Source organism: Paenisporosarcina sp. P4_D4 (assembly GCF_056401835.1).
In genome coordinates this window covers 1-18,652 of record NZ_JBFUIO010000054.1, presented here as the reverse complement: position 1 = coordinate 18,652, position 18,652 = coordinate 1, and the positions used below count along the sequence as shown (strand labels likewise).

Below are 18,652 nucleotides of genomic sequence, written 5' to 3'. Positions count from 1 at the left end.
ATTCTATGTCTACTTCCAGCGCCAGGCTAGAGAGACGCTTTCCGCTTTGTTCTTACATCGCTTGTTCTTCTTCTTCTCCAGTGAACCTAGAAGCAGCCGTTGCCATGTAGAATAAATCTTTAGGGATTTGATATAACTCATATTGATGTGCACCTGCATTGATTTCTTCCAATAAAGCAGGGTGACTTTCTTTTGCATTCATCGTGTAAGGCAATTTTTCAGCAGCACGAATGGATTTTTCGTTATGCTTTTTAATCCGTAGGAATACGGTATTGATATTGTGCTGATAAAACAGCTCTTCCAAAAATAAGTTTTTTGCTTTTTGATTAAAACCTTTTCCTTGGAAAGGGTGACCAATCCATGTCCCAAGAAAACCTGCATGATCTTGAATGTCATATAAATTAATGGTCCCAATTGGCATTCCGTAATCGTCAGTAATTGTGCGTGAAATTACTTCTCCACGCTCTTCTTCTTCCATTATCTGTTTCGTCATGAACATAAATTCATCAGCAGAAGTCGCTTTGTGACGAACAAAAGGGAAGACAGATGGGTGTGATAAATACTCGAATAAAGTAGTACATTCGTGTAATTCTCGTCGTTTAATCATAATTAACGCCTCCGTACCAGGGTAGATCAAGACAGTAGTCTGGTTCTAACCCCTCGAAATTTTTCATTTTGTGTTGCATAAAAAATTTCGGGGTGGGAATCGAACCCACTAGAACCAGTCATATTTGCTGGTGGCGCACCATTTGCCTTCCCTCACGATTTATGGTGAATAAAATCGCTTTATGAAATTGTTTGTTTGCATTCTTACTATACTAATTTTTTTTCAAAATGCAAAGAAAAAAATACGTTAAAAATGTGTAAGTTTTGTTACAAGATTATGCCTTTAATTTGAACGAATAGTTGTAACCGTTTTCGTTTAGATTTATGATGAAAAGATAGAGTATCTGGAGGGATTATCATGACCTTAATATTTCATAAAGTCCACGGTTCAGGCAATACGTTCTATTTACATGAAGAAGTAGAAAACACAACATACAATTGGCCATTAACTGCACAGAAGATGTGCGATCCTTCAAAAGAAAATGGAGCGGACGGTTTATTGATTATTTCGCCATCGACCCGTGTGGATGCGAGAATGCGCGTCTATAATGCGGATGGTTCAGAAGCATCCATGTGTGGCAATGGATTAAGATGTGTGGCGAGATTTGTATTAAACAAGACTGGTAAACAGACTGCAACAATAGAAACAATGAAAGCAGACTTGACTGTACGAAAAGTAGATTCTATTTTCAACAGTATAGATACATATTCAGTAGAAATTTCGCCGGTATCATTTGAGCTGTCTTCACTACCAATGATCTATAAAAATAGCCATCAAATCATCAATGAGATAGTACCCGAGTTTTCTTCCGATATTCACTTTACCGCAGTGTCGGTTCCGAATCCTCACTTAATAGGTATAGTTCCTATTCAGTATATTGAAGATACCCGTTTTCAAGAACAGCTTGCTGCATCATTTAATAGAGAAAATATCTTTTTCCCTGATGGTGTAAATGTAAGCTTTGTTCACCCAGTAGATGATACTAGTATTTTTGTGCGGACTTATGAACGTGGTGTAGGATTTACAAATGCTTGTGGAACAGCCATGACAGCATCTGCTTTAGTAGCTGCCACAATTAAACTCGTTCCTTATGGGGAAACAACGGTCTATAATCCAGGCGGATTTGTTAAGTGTGCGATTGAACAAAGCGATACTTCTTCGCAGCTTTCACTGATAGGAAATGCAACGTTTTTTGCTACCTATACCGGAATACTATCTGACGATGGGGAGTTCAACTGGAACTCCAAGATCCTTCATGATGATGAAATAGAGGAATATAAAGAATTAGAACAACTGGCAAAACAAAAAGTAAAAGATGGATGGTCTAGCGAATCGGACATGTAGGAGATGAAATGTAATGGAATATTTTTTCACTCAAGCACAGTTTGATTTATTATATGGAGATTCTACAGATTTAGTGTTCTTTTTAATTCAAAAGGAACACTCGTTTGAATACTTATTTGTCAATCATAGTGCTAGACTCATTTTCAAAGAAAACCCAATTCAGTCAAAGTTGCACGAAATGGTATCCGTTTCCCATTGTGAATCAATTCAGACTCACTACATGCAAGCCATTAATGAAAATAAAGTCATAACTTATCAAGATTTCTTTTTGTTTTCAGATTTAGAGTTGGTTAATGAGACAATTGTAAAGCCAATAATCACGGATTCAGGTACATATATACTGGCGATTACAAAGGAAGTATCGTTTCAGAAAGAAATTGAAGAAAAATATTTATTTATGCAATCACTCCTGAATATGAATGTAGATCCGACCATTGTCGTGACGAATGAAGGCAAGATTTTCGATATGAATCCTAAATTCGAAGAATTGTTTGGCTATCGACTCAAGGAATGGCGTGGTAAACATTTCCTTAACTTGCCTTTCGTTCCTATCAAAGAACGTAGTTCAGTGGAACATCACTTTTATTCTAATTTACGTGGCGAAGGAAAATCTTCAGTACTTGTAAAACGAATGAAATCGACAGGAGACAAAGGGACATTCTTAGTCAGTTACTCTCCGATTATGAAAAACGGAGAAAATGTAGCGATGTATATTTTGCTTCAGGAAGTTACAGACGAAGTGGTCTTAAAAGAAAGCCTGCGTAATACTAGACATGTTTTGGAGAGCTATAAACGTGCCATCAGTAAGGCAGCCATGGTCTTAATGACGAATCGAAAGGGTTACATTGAATATGTTAATGAATTGTTCGAAGATATTTCAGGTTATGCGAGAAAAGACATCAAAGATAAACATATCACGTTTTTACAGGTAGATCAGTACAATGACTTCCAATTGAAACGCATGTGGCGAGATGTTTTTAAAGATAAAATTTGGCGCGGCGAACTTCGGCACCGAGCTGTAGATGGTACGTTTTACTGGGGAGATACAACGGTTATTCCGCTATATAATAAACAGCAAAACATTGAAAATGTATTAATCATACAATTTGATATTACTGAAAAAAAGAATGTGATGATTGAACTTCAATCAATTGAAAAAACGTTTAATCTGATTACTGAAAATACAAATGACTTAATCGCGATTACAGATGAAAATGGCTACATTTTATATACTTCGCCTTCTCACTGTCGTATTTTGGGTTATTCCAAAGAAGACATGGCAAACAAGAAGTTCAGTGATATGTTGCCGTACCCATTTCAGGATACTTGGGATGATGACATTACAAAACGAGTAAATGAGGATGATGAAATTCGTCTGGAATTGCAGTTCTTCCGAAAAGACAAATCTAAACTTTGGACTGAAACCTCGATAGTTGCGGTGAAAAATCGTGAACATCAAGATAAACTACAACACGTCATAGTATCCAGAGATATTACGGAACGTAAAAATCTTGAGGAACATCTTACGTTTATGGCCTATCATGATAGCCTTACGCAATTACCCAATCGCAGTTTTTTAATGAAAACATTTCCTAAATTAGTCCATAGTGCTGAATGTAAGAAAACTTCGATTGCCGTCCTTTATTTGGATGGAGACGATTTCAAATCGATCAATGACTCTTACGGGCATGATGTTGGTGATGAATTCATTCGGAAGTTTGGAGAAGCTTTATTAAAAAATGTACGTCAACAGGACTTGGTAGCACGAATTGGTGGAGATGAGTTCATTATTGTATTAACAGATCTGTGTATGGAAATGGATAAACGTATAGAACTAACCAATCAGATCATACATAACATCAAGTCGTCCTTGAAAAAAGGATGGTTAATAAAACAACAGGCATTTCATCCTACAACTTCAATCGGTATTGTCTTCTTCCCTGAATGTGGAAACACTATTGATGAATTGTTGAAAAAAGCGGATAAAGCTTTATACGAGGTGAAAGGTATGGGGAAAAATCAATACCTTTATTATTCAGAATGAATCTTAGGGAACCGGTCCGATAATTGGAGCGGTTCTTTTGAAAATATGGAAGAGGGTAAGATGATGAACAGCCGCGTCCTACTAGTTGAAGATGAAAAAAACATTGCTCGGTTTATCGAGCTCGAGTTGCGACATGAGAATTTTGATGTTGTCCATGTTATATCTGGAAGAGAAGGTTTGGAGGCAGCCAAAACTCATGATTTTGACGTTGTCCTGCTGGATGTAATGCTACCTGAACTGAACGGAATTGAAGTGTGCCGGCGCATCCGTTCATTTTCTCAAATACCTATATTGTTAATTACAGCTCGGGATGCTGTAATTGACCGTGTAGCTGGGCTAGATGCGGGTGCGGATGATTATATAGTTAAACCGTTTGCGATAGAAGAATTACTCGCTCGAATACGCTCGGTTTTAAGAAGAGCCAGCAAGTTAAATCATGAGACCGCGCGCCTGCAAATAAAAGATATTATAGTCGACACGGATGCCCATACTGTAGAAGTCGCCGAACAAAATATCGAACTGACCAAAACTGAATATGATTTATTGGTTTATTTGATGCAACAAAAAAATCGTGTGGTAACAAGAGATTTGATTCTAGAAAATGTATGGGGATATTTAGCCGATATCGAAACGAATGTTGTGGATGTTTATATTCGTCATTTACGCTCAAAGTTACCCCAGCATGCAACCAGCTATATCGAAACGGTCAGAGGGGTCGGATATGTGATGCGTGAATGAATGAGTGGAAAAAGTTGAATCAGAAAATCGCTTCACAATCGTTAAAGAAAAAATGGGCAATCAGTTCTGCAGCCGTAATCTTTTTAAGTTTCGCTACTATGAGCATAATCTTATATGTGGCATTAAAAGGTTGGTTGTATCAACAGGAAGAACAAGAAGTGAATCGAACGATGCAGGATTTAACGGCATTTTTTGAATCTCAAGGTCCTTTTTTGACCGTTCAGGACATTCAGTCCAATACAGGGTTAATGAAATCAATTGTCGATAAAGACCAGACCGTGAGATTGTTGAATGCTGATGGAATTGAAGTGCTTCAAATCAATAACACTTCTACTTTCAAAGCATTTAAAGATATCGATGTTCCTGAAGAAGGTTATGCTCTCAATGATTATGATAATTCATCCATTTCTGCAATCGGGAACGTTAGACTCGGCCGATTTAAAGGGTATATACAACTCGAGCACCCGTTAAAGTCATTTCAATCAACTAAGACGTACATTTTGACAGCGATGCTGTTATTCAGTGTATGCGCTTTGCTGTTGTCTGGGTGGATCGGGTACATTCTGGCTTCTTACTTATTAAAGCCACTCAAGGATTTGAAAATGACTATGGATGACGTAGTTGCTCATGGTTTTGAAAAAGAATTAACGATTTCCTACGACGCAAAAGATGAAATTGGCGAGTTAATCATTGTCTATGAAAGCATGATGGCCAAATTGAAGTATTCATTTGAACAGCAGCAGCAGTTCATGGCAGATGCTTCTCATGAATTACGCACTCCCATACAAGTAGTGGAAGGACATTTATCCCTATTGAACCGGTGGGGAAAAGATGACCCGGAAATTTTGGAAGAGTCACTAGGAATATCTTTACGAGAAGTACATCAAATGAAAACGTTGATTGATGAAATGTTGGAACTTGCGCGTGGGGAACAAATGAAAGCTCAACCACCAACAAATATTCTCGAGCAAACCGAAGAAGTGATAGAAGAACTAGTTCAAGTTTATCCAACGGCATACATTGAACATAAAATTCCCATAGATCGGTCATTGCATGTACTCATTTCCTCAAATGCTTACCAACAAATTATGCGAAACCTGTTAATCAATGCAATCCGGTATAGTACAGAGCCTGCTCGAGTTGATATCTCATATGAACGCAAGACAAAATATATTATTGTCCATGTACAAGATCAGGGGATTGGTATAGATCCACAGCATGAGACAAAAATATTCGACCGATTTTATCGGGTCGATATGGCCCGTTCCCGCGATTTAGGGGGAAGCGGTTTAGGATTAAGTATTGTAAAGATGCTTGTGGAAAATGCGAGAGGATCTATAACCGTAAAAAGCGAACTAGGAAAAGGCTCAACTTTTTCACTCGTTCTTCCTCTAATAGAATGATGAATCCTTGTCTAAATGACGGGTTATTTCGACTTAACGAAAAAGTTTGCTTAATTTACTAAAAAGCATTGTATTTTCCTATGAGAGTAGTAAGATTGAAATGGAAAAAATGTTCTGCCATTTGCATTGCGTTCGATTCCTTTGATATCAAGAACTAACGTGATAAAATAATGTAGATTATTAAATAGAAATAGGAAATGCCGCTTGGCAAAAGTTGGAGGGTTTTCTAAATGTCAAAAAACGGGTCACCGAACGGGTCACCATGGACTAAACTTTCTGGTCCGAATTTAGGTTATGTATTGGAAATGTACGATACGTTCATGCAATCACCAGAAGCTGTTGACGCAGAACTAGGTGAACTTTTTAAACAGTATGGGGCTCCATCTACAGAAGAAAATCTTGTCGATTTCTCTGCAGCTGGGCAAGTTGATCCGAACCATGTAGGCAAAGTATTGGCAGCTGTACAATTAGCTGACGCTATTCGCGCACATGGTCATTTAGCTGCGGATATTTATCCGTTAAATGATCGACCAAAAGATTCAACAAGATTGGATCCTTCTTCATATGGATTGACAGATGCTGATCTTATCGAGATTCCAGCTTCTTTATTAATGAAAAATGCTCCAAAAGATATTCAAAATGGCTTGCAAGTAATTGAGCATTTGAAATCTTTCTATACGGATAAGATTGCTTATGAATTCGCTCATATTATCAATCCACAAGAACGTCAGTGGATTCAATCAAAAATCGAATCTTCTTCTATGAAATTAACTTTATCGACTGAAGAACGTCAAGCGTTGCTTAAACGTCTTTCGGAAATTGAAGGATTTGAAAAATTCATCCATCGTACTTTTGTCGGTGCTAAACGATTCTCGATTGAAGGGTTGGATACCTTAGTCGTCTTGCTTGATGAATTAGTTCGACAATCCGAAAAATATCAAACGGAACAAATTCTAATCGGTATGGCYCATCGTGGACGCTTAAATGTCTTAACACACATTATTAACAAGCCATACGACATGATGTTTGCAGATTTTGCACATGTTCCAAATGAATCGTTCTTGCCAAAAGATGATTCATTGAAAATTACGACTGGCTGGTTTGGCGATGTGAAATACCACATGGGTGCAACGCATACTGCTAAATCTGGTCTAAAAGTAAAACTTGCTTATAATCCTTCTCACTTGGAAGTAGTTAGTCCAATCGTTACTGGACAAACTCGCGCAGCGCAAGAAGAAACGACAAAAACAGGTGTACCTGTTCAAAATCCAAAAGCAGCTTATTCCGTTTTGATTCATGGAGATGCAGCATTCCCAGGTCAAGGTATCGTAACGGAAACGTTAAACTATAGCCGTATTCGTGGATTCCAAACTGGTGGATCAATTCATATCATTGCCAACAACATGATTGGTTTCACAACAGAATATTACGATTCACGTTCAACTCATTATTCTTCTGACCCTGCCAAGGGATATGAAGTACCGGTTGTCCATGTTAATGCTGACGATGTTGAAGCAGTAATTGCAGTAGCACGTCTGGCATTTGAATATCGTGAACAGTTCGGTAAAGACATCCTAATCGATTTAATCGGTTACCGTCGTTTCGGTCACAATGAAATGGATGAGCCGTTRGTAACAAACCCAACAATGTATCATGCTATTCACAAACATCCAACTGTACGTGAACTATACGGCAAGCAATTGGTTGCTGATAAAGTTGTGGCAGATACAGATGTGAAAAAACTTGCTACTGACGTTCAAAAAACAATGCAAGCTGCTTATGATCGTGTAAGAGAAGTGCCTGAAGCAGTGCATCAAGATATTGTCATCCCTGAAGTTGTATTGAATGGATATCCGGAAGTTCCTACAGGTGTGAAAGAAGAAACACTTGTAAAAATGAATGCTGAGTTATTAACATGGCCTTCAGAATTCTCGGCATTTAAGAAACTTGAAAAAATTCTTAAACGTCGTGAAGAACCTTTTAAAGGAAAAGGAAAAATCGATTGGGCGCATGCAGAAACATTAGCATTTGGTTCGATTATCCAAGAAGGTAATCCGATTCGATTGACTGGTCAAGATGCTCAACGTGGAACTTTTGCACACAGACATCTTGTTTTACACGATGAAAAAACTGGAGCAGAACTTGTTCCTTTACACCATATTTCAGATGCAAAAGCATCATTTGTGGTATACAACAGTCCATTGACTGAAGCAGCGGTTGTCGGTTATGAATTTGGATATAACTTAGAAAACGAAAAAGCATTAGTCATTTGGGAAGCACAATACGGGGATTTCGCAAACATGGCGCAAGTTATGTTTGATCAATTTATCTCTGCTAGCCGTTCAAAATGGGGTCAAAAATCCGGATTGGTCATGTTACTTCCGCATGCGTATGAAGGTCAAGGCCCAGAGCATTCAAGTGCTCGTTTAGAGCGTTATTTACAAATGGCCGGAGAAAATAACTGGACAGTTGCAAATCTATCAAGTGCTGCGAACTATTTCCATATTTTACGTCGACAAGCGAAAATGCTTGGAGAAGAAACGATGAGACCTTTAATTATTGTTTCGCCTAAATCATTGCTTCGTCATCCACTTGTGGGTGCTGAAGTAGCAGACCTTACAACTGGCCAGTTTGACACTGTTCTGGAACAACGAGGTCTTGGTGAGCAAACAGATAAAGTGGAAAGAATTTTATTGGCAAGTGGTAAAATGGCGATTGATTTAGCTGATAAAGTAAAAGATGGCAAGGATTTCGAACATCTTCACTTGATTAAAGTTGAACAATTATATCCATTCCCTTCTGAAAAAATTCAAGCAATTGTTGAACGTTATCCAAATGCAAAAGAAATCGCTTGGGTACAAGAAGAACCACAAAACATGGGCTCTTGGACATTTGCAGATCCATACTTACGTGATTTAGCTGGAACGAAGAGTGTTAGATATATTGGACGTGTGAAACGTTCAAGTCCAGCTGAGGGCGATGGTGAAACACATAAAACAGAACAATCCCGCATTATTGAAGAAGCCGTTTCACTTTAGAACGTATTGATTAGAGGAGGAAAATATAGTGGCAGAAATTAAAGTACCCGAATTAGCAGAATCAATTACAGAAGGAACAATCGCACAATGGTTGAAACAACCAGGCGATACAGTTGAAAAAGGTGAATTCATCGTTGAGCTTGAAACTGATAAAGTAAACGTTGAAGTCATTTCAGAAGAAGCAGGAGTAGTCCAAGAACTACTTTTTGCTGAAGGCGATACAGTCGAAGTTGGCCAAGTGATTGCTGTTGTTGGTGAAGGTTCAGGTTCTGGTAGCACGACTAAGAGCCCGGTTGAAGCTGATCCTGCAGAAGCTGACGCACCAGTAAAAGATGTTGAAGCAGCTCCTAAACAACAAGCGGCACCAGTTGCTAAAGATGAATCTTCTTCAACAGATCGCACAATTGCAAGTCCAGCTGCACGTAAACTTGCTCGTGAAAAAGGAATTGATTTACAAGCAGTTTCAACTGTAGATCCAATGGGTCGCGTTCGCGTACAAGACGTGGAAGCACACTCAAATGCTCCTAAACAAGCACCAGCAGCACCAACGGCTCCAAAAGCAGTTGCTGCACCAAAAGCAGACGATAGCCGTGTGAAACGCGAGAAAATGTCTCGTCGCCGTCAAACAATCGCTAACCGTTTGTTGGAAGTTAAGCAATCAACTGCGATGTTGACTACTTTCAACGAAATCGACATGACAAATGTTATGGCTTTGCGTTCTCGCAAGAAAGATAAATTCTTTGAAGATCATGATGTCCGTCTAGGATTCATGTCATTCTTCACGAAAGCCGTTACTTCTGCGCTTAAGAAATACCCTTATGTTAACGCAGAACTTGATGGGGACGAAATCCTATTGAAACAGTTCTATGATGTAGGTATTGCGGTATCAACTGAAGAAGGATTAGTTGTACCAATCGTTCGCGATACAGACCGTAAAAACTTCGCAGAAATCGAAGCGACAATCGGCGAGTTAGCTAAAAAAGCTCGTGACAAGAAGCTTCAAATTTCTGATATGACAGGTGGATCATTCACTATCACAAATGGTGGAGTATTCGGTTCTCTAATGTCTACGCCAATTTTGAACGGTACTCAAGTAGGTATTCTTGGAATGCATACAATCCAAAAACGCCCAGTAGCTATCGGTGACGAAGTTCAAATCCGTCCGATGATGTACGTGGCTCTATCTTATGACCACCGTGTAATCGATGGAAAAGATTCAGTTGGATTCTTGAAAACTGTTAAAGAATTAATCGAAAACCCTGAAGACTTGTTGTTGGAGTCTTAAGAAATAGGAAGCAGCTTCGCATACTTATGCGAAGCTGCTTTTTTGTTTCGATTTGTGCAAACTTGAGGAGATTCTGTCATTTAATTGATTTTGTGCAACCTGGAAAGCGATTCTGTCAACCTGGAGAGGCAAACTGTCTACCTGGGTAAGCTTTCTGTCAACCTGGCTAATCCTTTTCACAGCTACTGAGCGAATTATGATTGATGGATTGTTGATAATCTTTAAGTGCATGCTTATACTAGAGAGAGTAAGAATTGAGGAGATGAATTATGTTACATAATGTTTGGAAAGAGACACCTACACTTAAAACAGTCACTTGCGTTCATACAAACGCAGCAAAATTCTCTGTATCGAATGTACTGACTGTCGGAAAATCATATGAAGTGAAAAATGAAACAGAAGAGTTCATTTTTGTTGTAGATAATAGTGGTCACATCGGTGGCTTTTATAAAGAATATTTTGAATAACCGATGAGTCTTTCATCGGTTTTTTTGTTTTTAGCTATGCTAACTTTTACAATTGATTTTTATAAAAAATTGGGAATCTGCGCCCTTTCCGCGGACGAACAGACGAGCATCCCCGCTCGTGCCTCACTGTGGGGGATCGCCTGCCCGTTTTTCCGCAGGAGTGGTGCTTATTCCAATTATGTTAATGACATTAAATATCTGTAAGGCTATTTTAATAAATAACAATCATATGAGTGCAATTGCGCCTAGCATGCAAAGGAACGAAGGTTAAAAACGCCACGCAACAACAATTCATTTGGGCCAATTCGGAATGCGGCTACCGCAAATGTACGATAACCAATAGAAAAAGTAGGACAGAGCTTAGTTTATGAAGAGGGGAGCCGTACGCTTTTCTTAAGGAGGAATAATAATTGGATGCACAATCACTGATTTTACAATCACAAACTTCTCGGAAACAGAGAACACATTCAGAAGATCATTCAACATTGATCGGTCATGGCGGGTATATGTCACCTTTGCCGCATTTATGGGAGGATCTTTTACTGAGTGTTGTACTCCAAAAAAACGTTTTACTGAAAGGACCTTCAGGATCTGGGAAGACGAAATTAGCTGAGTCAATTTCATCGTATTTCGCGCAACCGATGCACAGTATCAACTGTTCTGTTGACTTGGATGCGGAAGCACTTCTTGGCTTTAAAACGTTGGTGCAGGCTAATGGACAAACTAATATTGATTTTGTAGAAGGTCCTGTGATCCAAGCGATGAGACATGGTCATATTTTGTATATTGACGAAATTAATATGGCGAAACCTGAAACCTTGCCAATTCTACATAGTGTCTTGGATCACCGACGTATGCTGACAAATCCATATACTGGTGAAGTATTGAAAGCACACAAAGACTTTACCGTAATAGCCGCAATAAATGAGGGATACATCGGAACATCACCTTTAAATGAAGCGTTGAAAAATCGTTTTATTTCTTTTGCCATCCCGTATTTAACCGGTGAACCCCTTCGTGAACTATTCGTTCGTGAATATCCTCAAGCATCACATAACCTGATAAAAACAATGCTTCATCTCTCTGAAGATATGTTCATTCAAGTTCAAAATGGTTTATTAAGTGAAGAAGCTGCTTCCATTCGCAGTTTACTTGATGCGACAGAGCTTGCTCAACACATCGATCCACTTCGTGCAATCCGTTATGCCATTGCGGAGAAGTTAGATGATGATAGTGAAAAAGAATTAGTCATGGAACTCGCGAATACTTGGGTGAAATGAGGGATGTTAATTGTCATCAGTAAATCGATTTATTCAATTTAACAATGAAACGGTAAATGCAAGACGAATGATTCAATTGGAACATTTAGCGAGAGCATTAAGCCGTGCGCCGTATTTAACATTGACCGTTCGTAAATTGATGGAATTTCGTCCGAAAGAAGGCGCGATTTCAATGAGCCATTTTTGGCAACATCGGGAACCTGATATTGTACAGAATGGACAACTGTCCGATTTGTATTTACTGACAGCTGGTTTTTGGAGCCATTTTGATCTTCCTTCATGGGATCGATACAAGAAAGAAGTTGAGCACTTTCCACTAAAAGAATTTGCTTTGCAGCTCGCTTTGAGTGCTGAAGAATTCAGACTTTCCAACTTGATCCGACAAGAACGTCCTGGCACCGACAAGGCATTTACTGTAAGGGAAGATGTCTATACGACCTACCATGAACAGCAAATGAGTGTCAATTTCAACAAAGGGTTTATCAGTGATAGTCTGTTTAATTATTTGTATATAGCACTTCGTAAAGGTTCGCAAGCCACAACGTTAACGGGAGATTATCCTGACTACTACCAAAGAGTTCTTGCAAAATGGGAATATATTTACGATGCAAAATCAACAGCTGACTGCTGCAAAATCTGTCTGGAGATTCTCTATGTTTTGGAAGAAGAGTCGACTAAGGACTTGACTCATACGTTCATGACACTACATGAAAACTTAATGGAACCTGCTTTTGAAACTAAAGGTCAGCGTGAAATCGATCAGCAAAATTCGGACGATCAAACTGCAAAGGAATCCATTGAAGAAATGTTCAGGTCGTGGCATCGTGAAAGTGAGAAACAGGCTGGGCCGCATTTAGAATTTGATTTATCAAAAGGAAATAAAGGGAAGACAGACAATGGTCGATTTGAAGAAGGGGAAGATTCCAATGAAATTCAAAGCGAAGGGGTCGGTTTTTCCAATTCCAATAAAAAATCGAAACAAGATGCCACAATAGATGGTAGTGCTGAAAAGAAATACTCGAAACAATCAGGCAAGCGATTCGGTGATGAGCATCAATTCGTGACAATTGAGGAAAAAAGAATAGATCTTCAAGAAGTTTCTTCGATGAAAAGCAAAATTTTAACCATTCGTGCAGAACAAAAGCCGTTTGTGAAAGCTTTTACAAAAGAAATGCGAAAACGGATTGATCAAAAGCTAGAGAGTAAACGGACAAATTTATCAAAAGGTAGGTTAATGCCGAACTTAACCTCATTGTTAACTGAACAGCGTCCAAAACCATTCTATAAAAAAAATAATCCATCGTTACCTTTGGATGCGGTTTTTGGCCTATTGGTAGATAGCTCAGCTTCAATGATTGATAAAATGGAAGATACGAAAAAAGCCGTACTGTTATTTCATGATGTATTGCGGGATTTAGGCATTCGGCATGATATAGTTTCCTATTATGAAGATGCTTATGAAGCCTCAGAACTAAATCAACCTAATTCATTTTTATTTTGTCATCAAGTGGAGGACGGTTTGAAGGACCATGCAGCTGAAATTCTATCGCTTGAAGCGCACGAAGATAATCGGGATGGTTTGGCTATTCGCTGGATGGCGGAAAGACTTCAGAAACGCCCTGAGAAGCATAAATTTCTTTTGCTTTTTTCCGATGGAGAACCTTCGGCTTATGGATACGCCGCAAATGGTATAGTCGATACAGCAGAAGCAGTCATTGAAATCGAGAAAAAAGGGATTCATATGCTTCATTTGTATTTAAGTGCAGAGCAACCTGTGGAAGAACAAATGCAATTATTTCAAATGATGTTCGGGCCAAGAACTGCAACTGCCAGAAATGTCGATGAGTTCACAACACAGACATTAAGACTGTTACGACGAATGTTATATCTCGTAGTAAAGTGACACAATAAAGAACCGTCCTCATTAGCGAGGACGGTTTTCTTGTTCTTGATGGACGATTAACAACCTCTGTTTCAATTGTTCTTCCATACGTGCAATTTCTACTTCAGCCGCTTTACGTTTCACGCGACCATCAGCTTGAATACGCAGTGTTTCTTCAATCGTTTGCAGCAAGTTTTCCTGCGTTTGTTTCAACGTCTCAATTTCTACGATGCCGCGTTCGTTTTCTTTAGCGGTTTCAAGACTGTTGATTTTCAACATTTCTGAGTTTTTCAGTAATAAATCATTTGTTGTTTTGGTTACTTGTTTTTGAGCTTCTACAGCTTTCATTTGAYGGTTAAGTGTCAAAGCAATGGCAATCTGATTTTTCCATAATGGAATGGACGTCATAACAGATGATTGAATTTTCTCAGCTAACGTCTGATTTGTTTGTTGAATCATTCGGATCTGCGGAGCGCTTTGAATCGTGATTTGACGAGAAAGTTGCAAATCATATAGGCGCTTTTCTAGACGATCTAAAAATTGAGCCATATCATTGACTTCTTGATATGCCATTTGGTCAGAAGAGGCTTCCGCTTTTTGACGCAGGGCAGGGATGGTTTCATTTAGAATTTCATCCCGTTTGATTTCAGCCGCTGCAATATAAATATTCAATGCTTGAAAATACGCTTTATTTTGGTCATACAATTTATCAAGCATTTGAACATCTTCAATCAGGCCACGTTTGGAGTGTTCGAGTTGGATGCCGATTCGATCGATTTGAGTGCTCAGTTTTTGATATTTTGTCATTAATTCTTGAACAGAACGGGAGACTTTGCCGAATAAACGTTTAATTCCAGACTTTTTTTGGTTAGATAATTCTTCAGGATTTAATTGCCCGAGCTTGTCCATCAGATCTTTCAAAATATCGCCTACAGGACCGATATCTTTCTTTTGCACATGATCCAGCATCTGGTGAGAAAACGAAGACAATTCCGTTTGTGCATTCGCTCCATATGTGAGAATGGCTTCATAATTTCCTGCAGGTATTTGAGTAGCAAGAGCCAATGCTTTTTGCTTTTCTTCTTCGGACAATCGATCCAAAATCTTTACTGGAAGCTTTTCGTTGATAGGATCTTGTGCCATCTTTTGAGGTTGCATATCAAAAGGTGAATGAAGTAAATCATCTATAGTTTTCGTTTGGTTAGAAGTCGATGGATTTTGGGTCATCTGGTGTTTCTCCTTTCAATAGTAAAGGTGATGCATGATTCTTCATTGAGATTTTGGCGAAATCTAGTTCCATTTTTAAATGTTCAATATCGGAAGACAACACTTGTCGAAGGTCTTGTTCCATTACCTGATTAAGCTCCAGCAAAGTTTCCCGTGTGTCATGAAGGGCTATTTGAACATCTGCTGCTTTAACTGGCTGTGAAACAAGTAAAGTATATTTAGAAGTGAGTTCCACTGCAGTGTCCAGATGTGCATAGAAAAATGGCTCTACTTGATAAAACTTTTTTGGATTGGTTTTGACAATTTGAAAAATACGCTTCGCCAAACGATTCATTTCAAAAAGTTGTTTAAATGCTCTTATGGAGCGAACTTTCAGGAAGTATCCATTTAATTGATTAAGTTTAAATTTCGCTTCTTTTAATTGCATTCTGATATGTCGATATTCAGCAAAGGTTAAACCATATTTGGAAACAATCAACCTTGATTGAACGACTTTGATTACTTGATTGGAGACAGCATATGTTCCAATCGCCAATAAGCCAGAAAGCATGAAGTTTAAATTTAGTCCTGACTGAAATGCGATCCAGCTACCTATAAATATAGGGAAACCGATAAATTGTCGAGTTATAAAATATTTTATATCGTTCATGTTGAAACCCTCCTTAAGAGTTCTTATCTATTACATACGGTTGGCGCAACAAAAGGTTTCATCCTTGTTATGACTAAACTTATATTAATTTTATCCAGTTATCAATCATTTCGAATTGTTATAAGGTTTATTGAAAGATGAAAGGGTGAAAAGAGAAACGAGCGAATGACTAGACGTTAGAAAATCGTTTGCTAAAATGAGATTAAGGATTGAAAGAAAAGGATGGATTAATCATGAATGAAATCATCTATATGAAAGCTGGCTACGAACCATGGTGGATGTTCTCAGGTTGGGAAGCAACCATCATTGAAAAAAAGGTGTTTGTGAATGAAGCAGAAGCGAGTATTTTTTTGAATTCACTGCTTGAAAAACTCAGGAAATCTTATCCAAATGAAGCGAGTCAAAAAGGAGCTTGTTGGGCTTTCTGGACAGAAGACGAACAGGAATTTTGCGAAGCGTGTGATGATGATTTACAAGTGTATCATGGCGTTTTGTGGCTCATTAATGGGATTCCTAAACAAATGTAAATGACATAAAAAGCTATGAAAATACAAAGAATAAAATTGACAGATGTTGGGCAAGTGATATAATATTCTTAACAATTGAAATTGTTTTACCGGAGACCTGAACTCACATATTTTCAGTAGTGATTGGCGTTTGCTGGTACTGTTGAATGTGTGGTTTTTTAGGTTTACAACAAATAATCACGATTGTTAACTTTATTTTTTTGGAGGTTTTGTTCATGAAACAAGGTACAGTAAAATGGTTCAATTCAGAAAAAGGTTTCGGTTTCATTGAAATTGAGGGAGAAAACGATGTGTTCGTTCATTTCTCAGCAATCCAAGGAGATGGCTTCAAAACACTTGATGAAGGCCAAAAAGTTGAGTTCGAAGTTGTCGATGGCAACCGCGGACCACAAGCTGCTAATGTAACTAAAGTTTAATTTAACAATGTAAAAGAGGCTTCCGACATCGGATTGCCTCTTCTTTTTTGTGTATGTCTTTGATAACTTTCACGGTTGATTTCTTAAAAAATGGAATCTGTGCCCTTTCCGCGGACGAACTAGCAAGCCTCCTCTGGCCAACAGGATGTTGGTCACAAAGGCGTTGCCACAAAATTGCATTTTGCGACGAATACCGCAGGATCAGCACTTTCGAAGAATGAGACCACAAGTTTGTGGTTTTCAAATTTGTTGGCTCATGCGGAACGTGCGGCAAGCGCAAATGTACGATAAACAACCATAACATTTAACAAATCCTTATATAAAATTCAGCATGAATCAGTCTACAGACTCAAGCGTAGAAGTCACGCTGAATTCTGTATCGTTGTCCTGCATGATAAATTCCCGTTTGATTTCACCGAAATCTTGCACAAAATATTTACGTTGGAGCGCACCACTTTCGTCCGTTTTCTCTAACACAATGACATCGTCAAACGTTTTGTATGGCGTTTCAAGTGTTTGGTCAATACTTACCACTGTCCATTCATCAAACGTTTTTCCTGTTTCAATTGGTGTTTGAAGAATTGTGGAAATGATAGGCAACGACTTTAGTTCTTCATCGGTTGGAGAGTATGTTTCATAATACTCAGCCTGCTCTTTAATTAAATGAATCGAATCCTCAGTAATTCGATAAGTGCGGATTACGACTGTGCCACCGTTATCCTCATAAATTGATACTGTATCATCATTGTGCCATCGAGTGCGTGCCTGATAACTGGCATATTCGTTGCCGTCACCTAAATATTTTGCAACAGATCCATCCTTCATAAAAAATCGTTTTAGATCGATTTTTTCTTCAGCAGAATCTTCGGTCTGAGGAACTTCTTCTCGAATTTCTTCTGATGGAGTACCGGTGTCAATAGGTGAGTCATCTGTAGATTTTTCACTACAAGCACTTAATAAGAGCATTAGCAGCAAAACTATGGAAAATTTGAATGCTGACATACCATGGACCTCCTTTAAGTAATTTATACAGTAGACGTTTGAAAGGGTCTAAACGTTTCAACCTTCTGTTTTTTTGGTATAGTAACTGGTATGGAAGGAGAATGATCATGACACAATATGAACTGAAACATGAACTGCCGACACCAAGAAAACAACAGGACTTTTATGAAAAATTACGCGAAAAAATGACCACATTTTTAGCAACACGCTCAGGTAGTGCGAGTAAATTTGCACCGTATTTATTATTTGCACCTGATTTGTTTCATTTGCTCACTAAATCCATGCTGGATCAACGCATTGACGGGAAAAGCAAAGCTTTAATCGGAAGTGGTATTTTGTATTTTATTGCACCAATTGATGTAATACCTGAAGGTTTGATTGGGCCAGGTGGATTTATTGATGACATCATAGTGGCCACGTTCGTTGTAAATTTACTATTGAATAAATTTTCTCCTGAAATACTGGAAGAGCACTGGGTTGGTGATCAAAAGTTACTGGATGCCTTGAAAAAAATTTCCGAAACCAGCGATGGACTGCTCGGTAAATTACCTGCACGATCATTACTTGGTCGATTTATAAAAAAATCAAATTAAAAAGTGCGAAGGAGAAATTCCTTCGCACTTTTTTCTGTATTATGATTTAATTCCTTGTGCTTCTTTCCACTCTAAAAATTCATCAAATGATAATTGTTTATCCAAAATTGATCCATCAGGCATGATTTCAATTACACGATTAGCAATTGT

16 protein-coding genes are annotated in these 18,652 nt (G+C 38.4%); 12 read left to right on the top strand and 4 right to left on the bottom strand.

What is annotated here, in order from left to right; translation table 11 throughout:
• Window positions 1-52: 52 nt before the first annotated feature.
• The gene (locus AC1DSL_RS12040; protein ID WP_342541655.1) at window positions 53-607 is read right to left on the bottom strand and encodes a GNAT family N-acetyltransferase; all 555 of its coding nucleotides are present in this window, start codon (window positions 605-607) and stop codon (window positions 53-55) included.
• Window positions 608-964: 357 nt separating this feature from the next.
• On the opposite strand from AC1DSL_RS12040, the gene dapF reads away from it, so the two are divergent.
• From dapF to AC1DSL_RS11995, 9 genes are all read left to right on the top strand, one after another.
• A complete protein-coding gene (gene dapF / locus AC1DSL_RS12035) occupies window positions 965-1,951 on the top strand; it encodes a diaminopimelate epimerase (protein WP_477532346.1) in 987 nt (328 codons plus the stop codon).
• Window positions 1,952-1,964: 13 nt separating this feature from the next.
• Window positions 1,965-3,995, top strand: a complete 2,031-nt coding sequence (locus AC1DSL_RS12030) for a PAS domain S-box protein (protein ID WP_477532345.1) — start codon at window positions 1,965-1,967, stop codon at window positions 3,993-3,995.
• 63 nt (window positions 3,996-4,058) lie between these two features.
• Complete coding sequence (locus AC1DSL_RS12025) at window positions 4,059-4,733, top strand: response regulator transcription factor (protein WP_477532347.1); 675 nt, start codon at window positions 4,059-4,061, stop codon at window positions 4,731-4,733.
• Entirely contained in the window at window positions 4,730-6,136 is a 1,407-nt protein-coding gene (locus tag AC1DSL_RS12020; protein WP_477532344.1) for a HAMP domain-containing sensor histidine kinase, read from the top strand. The genes AC1DSL_RS12025 and AC1DSL_RS12020 overlap by 4 nt, the downstream gene beginning before the upstream one ends.
• A gap of 230 nt (window positions 6,137-6,366) precedes the next feature.
• Entirely contained in the window at window positions 6,367-9,174 is a 2,808-nt protein-coding gene (locus AC1DSL_RS12015; protein WP_477532343.1) for a 2-oxoglutarate dehydrogenase E1 component, read from the top strand.
• 28 nt (window positions 9,175-9,202) lie between these two features.
• Complete coding sequence (odhB, locus tag AC1DSL_RS12010) at window positions 9,203-10,459, top strand: 2-oxoglutarate dehydrogenase complex dihydrolipoyllysine-residue succinyltransferase (RefSeq protein WP_016427310.1); 1,257 nt, start codon at window positions 9,203-9,205, stop codon at window positions 10,457-10,459.
• Between the two features lie 269 nt (window positions 10,460-10,728).
• Complete coding sequence (locus tag AC1DSL_RS12005; protein WP_016427309.1) at window positions 10,729-10,926, top strand: DUF6501 family protein; 198 nt, start codon at window positions 10,729-10,731, stop codon at window positions 10,924-10,926.
• Between the two features lie 410 nt (window positions 10,927-11,336).
• Window positions 11,337-12,206: an AAA family ATPase gene (locus AC1DSL_RS12000; RefSeq protein WP_477532342.1), complete on the top strand. Its 870-nt coding sequence runs from the start codon at window positions 11,337-11,339 to the stop codon at window positions 12,204-12,206.
• A gap of 10 nt (window positions 12,207-12,216) precedes the next feature.
• Complete coding sequence (locus AC1DSL_RS11995; RefSeq protein ID WP_477532341.1) at window positions 12,217-14,109, top strand: vWA domain-containing protein; 1,893 nt, start codon at window positions 12,217-12,219, stop codon at window positions 14,107-14,109.
• Between the two features lie 21 nt (window positions 14,110-14,130).
• Here AC1DSL_RS11995 and AC1DSL_RS11990 read toward each other — a convergent pair whose 3' ends face one another.
• Together AC1DSL_RS11990 and AC1DSL_RS11985 are read right to left on the bottom strand one after the other, a co-directional pair.
• On the bottom strand, window positions 14,131-15,315 hold the full coding sequence (locus tag AC1DSL_RS11990) for a toxic anion resistance protein (RefSeq protein WP_477532340.1): 1,185 nt from the start codon (window positions 15,313-15,315) through the stop codon (window positions 14,131-14,133).
• Complete coding sequence (locus AC1DSL_RS11985) at window positions 15,290-15,964, bottom strand: 5-bromo-4-chloroindolyl phosphate hydrolysis family protein (protein WP_477532339.1); 675 nt, start codon at window positions 15,962-15,964, stop codon at window positions 15,290-15,292. Before AC1DSL_RS11985 ends, AC1DSL_RS11990 begins: the two co-directional genes overlap by 26 nt.
• Window positions 15,965-16,197: 233 nt before the next feature.
• Between AC1DSL_RS11985 and AC1DSL_RS11980 the strand changes: the two genes are divergently transcribed.
• Both AC1DSL_RS11980 and AC1DSL_RS11975 read left to right on the top strand, forming a co-directional pair.
• Window positions 16,198-16,491: a DUF1033 family protein gene (locus AC1DSL_RS11980; protein ID WP_016427304.1), complete on the top strand. Its 294-nt coding sequence runs from the start codon at window positions 16,198-16,200 to the stop codon at window positions 16,489-16,491.
• 215 nt (window positions 16,492-16,706) lie between these two features.
• Window positions 16,707-16,907 (top strand): cold-shock protein, encoded by a 201-nt coding sequence (locus AC1DSL_RS11975; protein WP_016427303.1) that lies wholly within the window; start codon window positions 16,707-16,709, stop codon window positions 16,905-16,907.
• A 336-nt stretch (window positions 16,908-17,243) separates the two neighbouring features.
• Here AC1DSL_RS11975 and AC1DSL_RS11970 read toward each other — a convergent pair whose 3' ends face one another.
• Window positions 17,244-17,909 carry a hypothetical protein gene (locus AC1DSL_RS11970; protein ID WP_477532338.1) on the bottom strand — a complete coding sequence of 222 codons (666 nt, stop codon included), beginning with the start codon at window positions 17,907-17,909 and terminating at the stop codon, window positions 17,244-17,246.
• Between the two features lie 107 nt (window positions 17,910-18,016).
• Between AC1DSL_RS11970 and AC1DSL_RS11965 the strand changes: the two genes are divergently transcribed.
• Window positions 18,017-18,502, top strand: a complete 486-nt coding sequence (locus AC1DSL_RS11965; RefSeq protein ID WP_477532337.1) for a YkvA family protein — start codon at window positions 18,017-18,019, stop codon at window positions 18,500-18,502.
• Window positions 18,503-18,652 lie beyond the last annotated feature (150 nt).

Coding starts and splice junctions, on each gene's coding strand:
- dapF (WP_477532346.1), top strand. CDS start 965: ATGACCTTAATATTTCATAAAGTCCACGGTTCAGGCAATACGTTCTAT.
- AC1DSL_RS12025 (WP_477532347.1), top strand. CDS start 4,059: ATGAACAGCCGCGTCCTACTAGTTGAAGATGAAAAAAACATTGCTCGG.
- AC1DSL_RS11980 (WP_016427304.1), top strand. CDS start 16,198: ATGAATGAAATCATCTATATGAAAGCTGGCTACGAACCATGGTGGATG.
- AC1DSL_RS12020 (WP_477532344.1), top strand. CDS start 4,730: ATGAATGAGTGGAAAAAGTTGAATCAGAAAATCGCTTCACAATCGTTA.
- AC1DSL_RS12030 (WP_477532345.1), top strand. CDS start 1,965: ATGGAATATTTTTTCACTCAAGCACAGTTTGATTTATTATATGGAGAT.
- AC1DSL_RS11970 (WP_477532338.1), bottom strand. CDS start 17,909: ATGTCAGCATTCAAATTTTCCATAGTTTTGCTGCTAATGCTCTTATTA.
- AC1DSL_RS12005 (WP_016427309.1), top strand. CDS start 10,729: ATGTTACATAATGTTTGGAAAGAGACACCTACACTTAAAACAGTCACT.
- AC1DSL_RS12040 (WP_342541655.1), bottom strand. CDS start 607: ATGATTAAACGACGAGAATTACACGAATGTACTACTTTATTCGAGTAT.
- AC1DSL_RS11985 (WP_477532339.1), bottom strand. CDS start 15,964: ATGAACGATATAAAATATTTTATAACTCGACAATTTATCGGTTTCCCT.
- AC1DSL_RS11975 (WP_016427303.1), top strand. CDS start 16,707: ATGAAACAAGGTACAGTAAAATGGTTCAATTCAGAAAAAGGTTTCGGT.
- AC1DSL_RS11965 (WP_477532337.1), top strand. CDS start 18,017: ATGACACAATATGAACTGAAACATGAACTGCCGACACCAAGAAAACAA.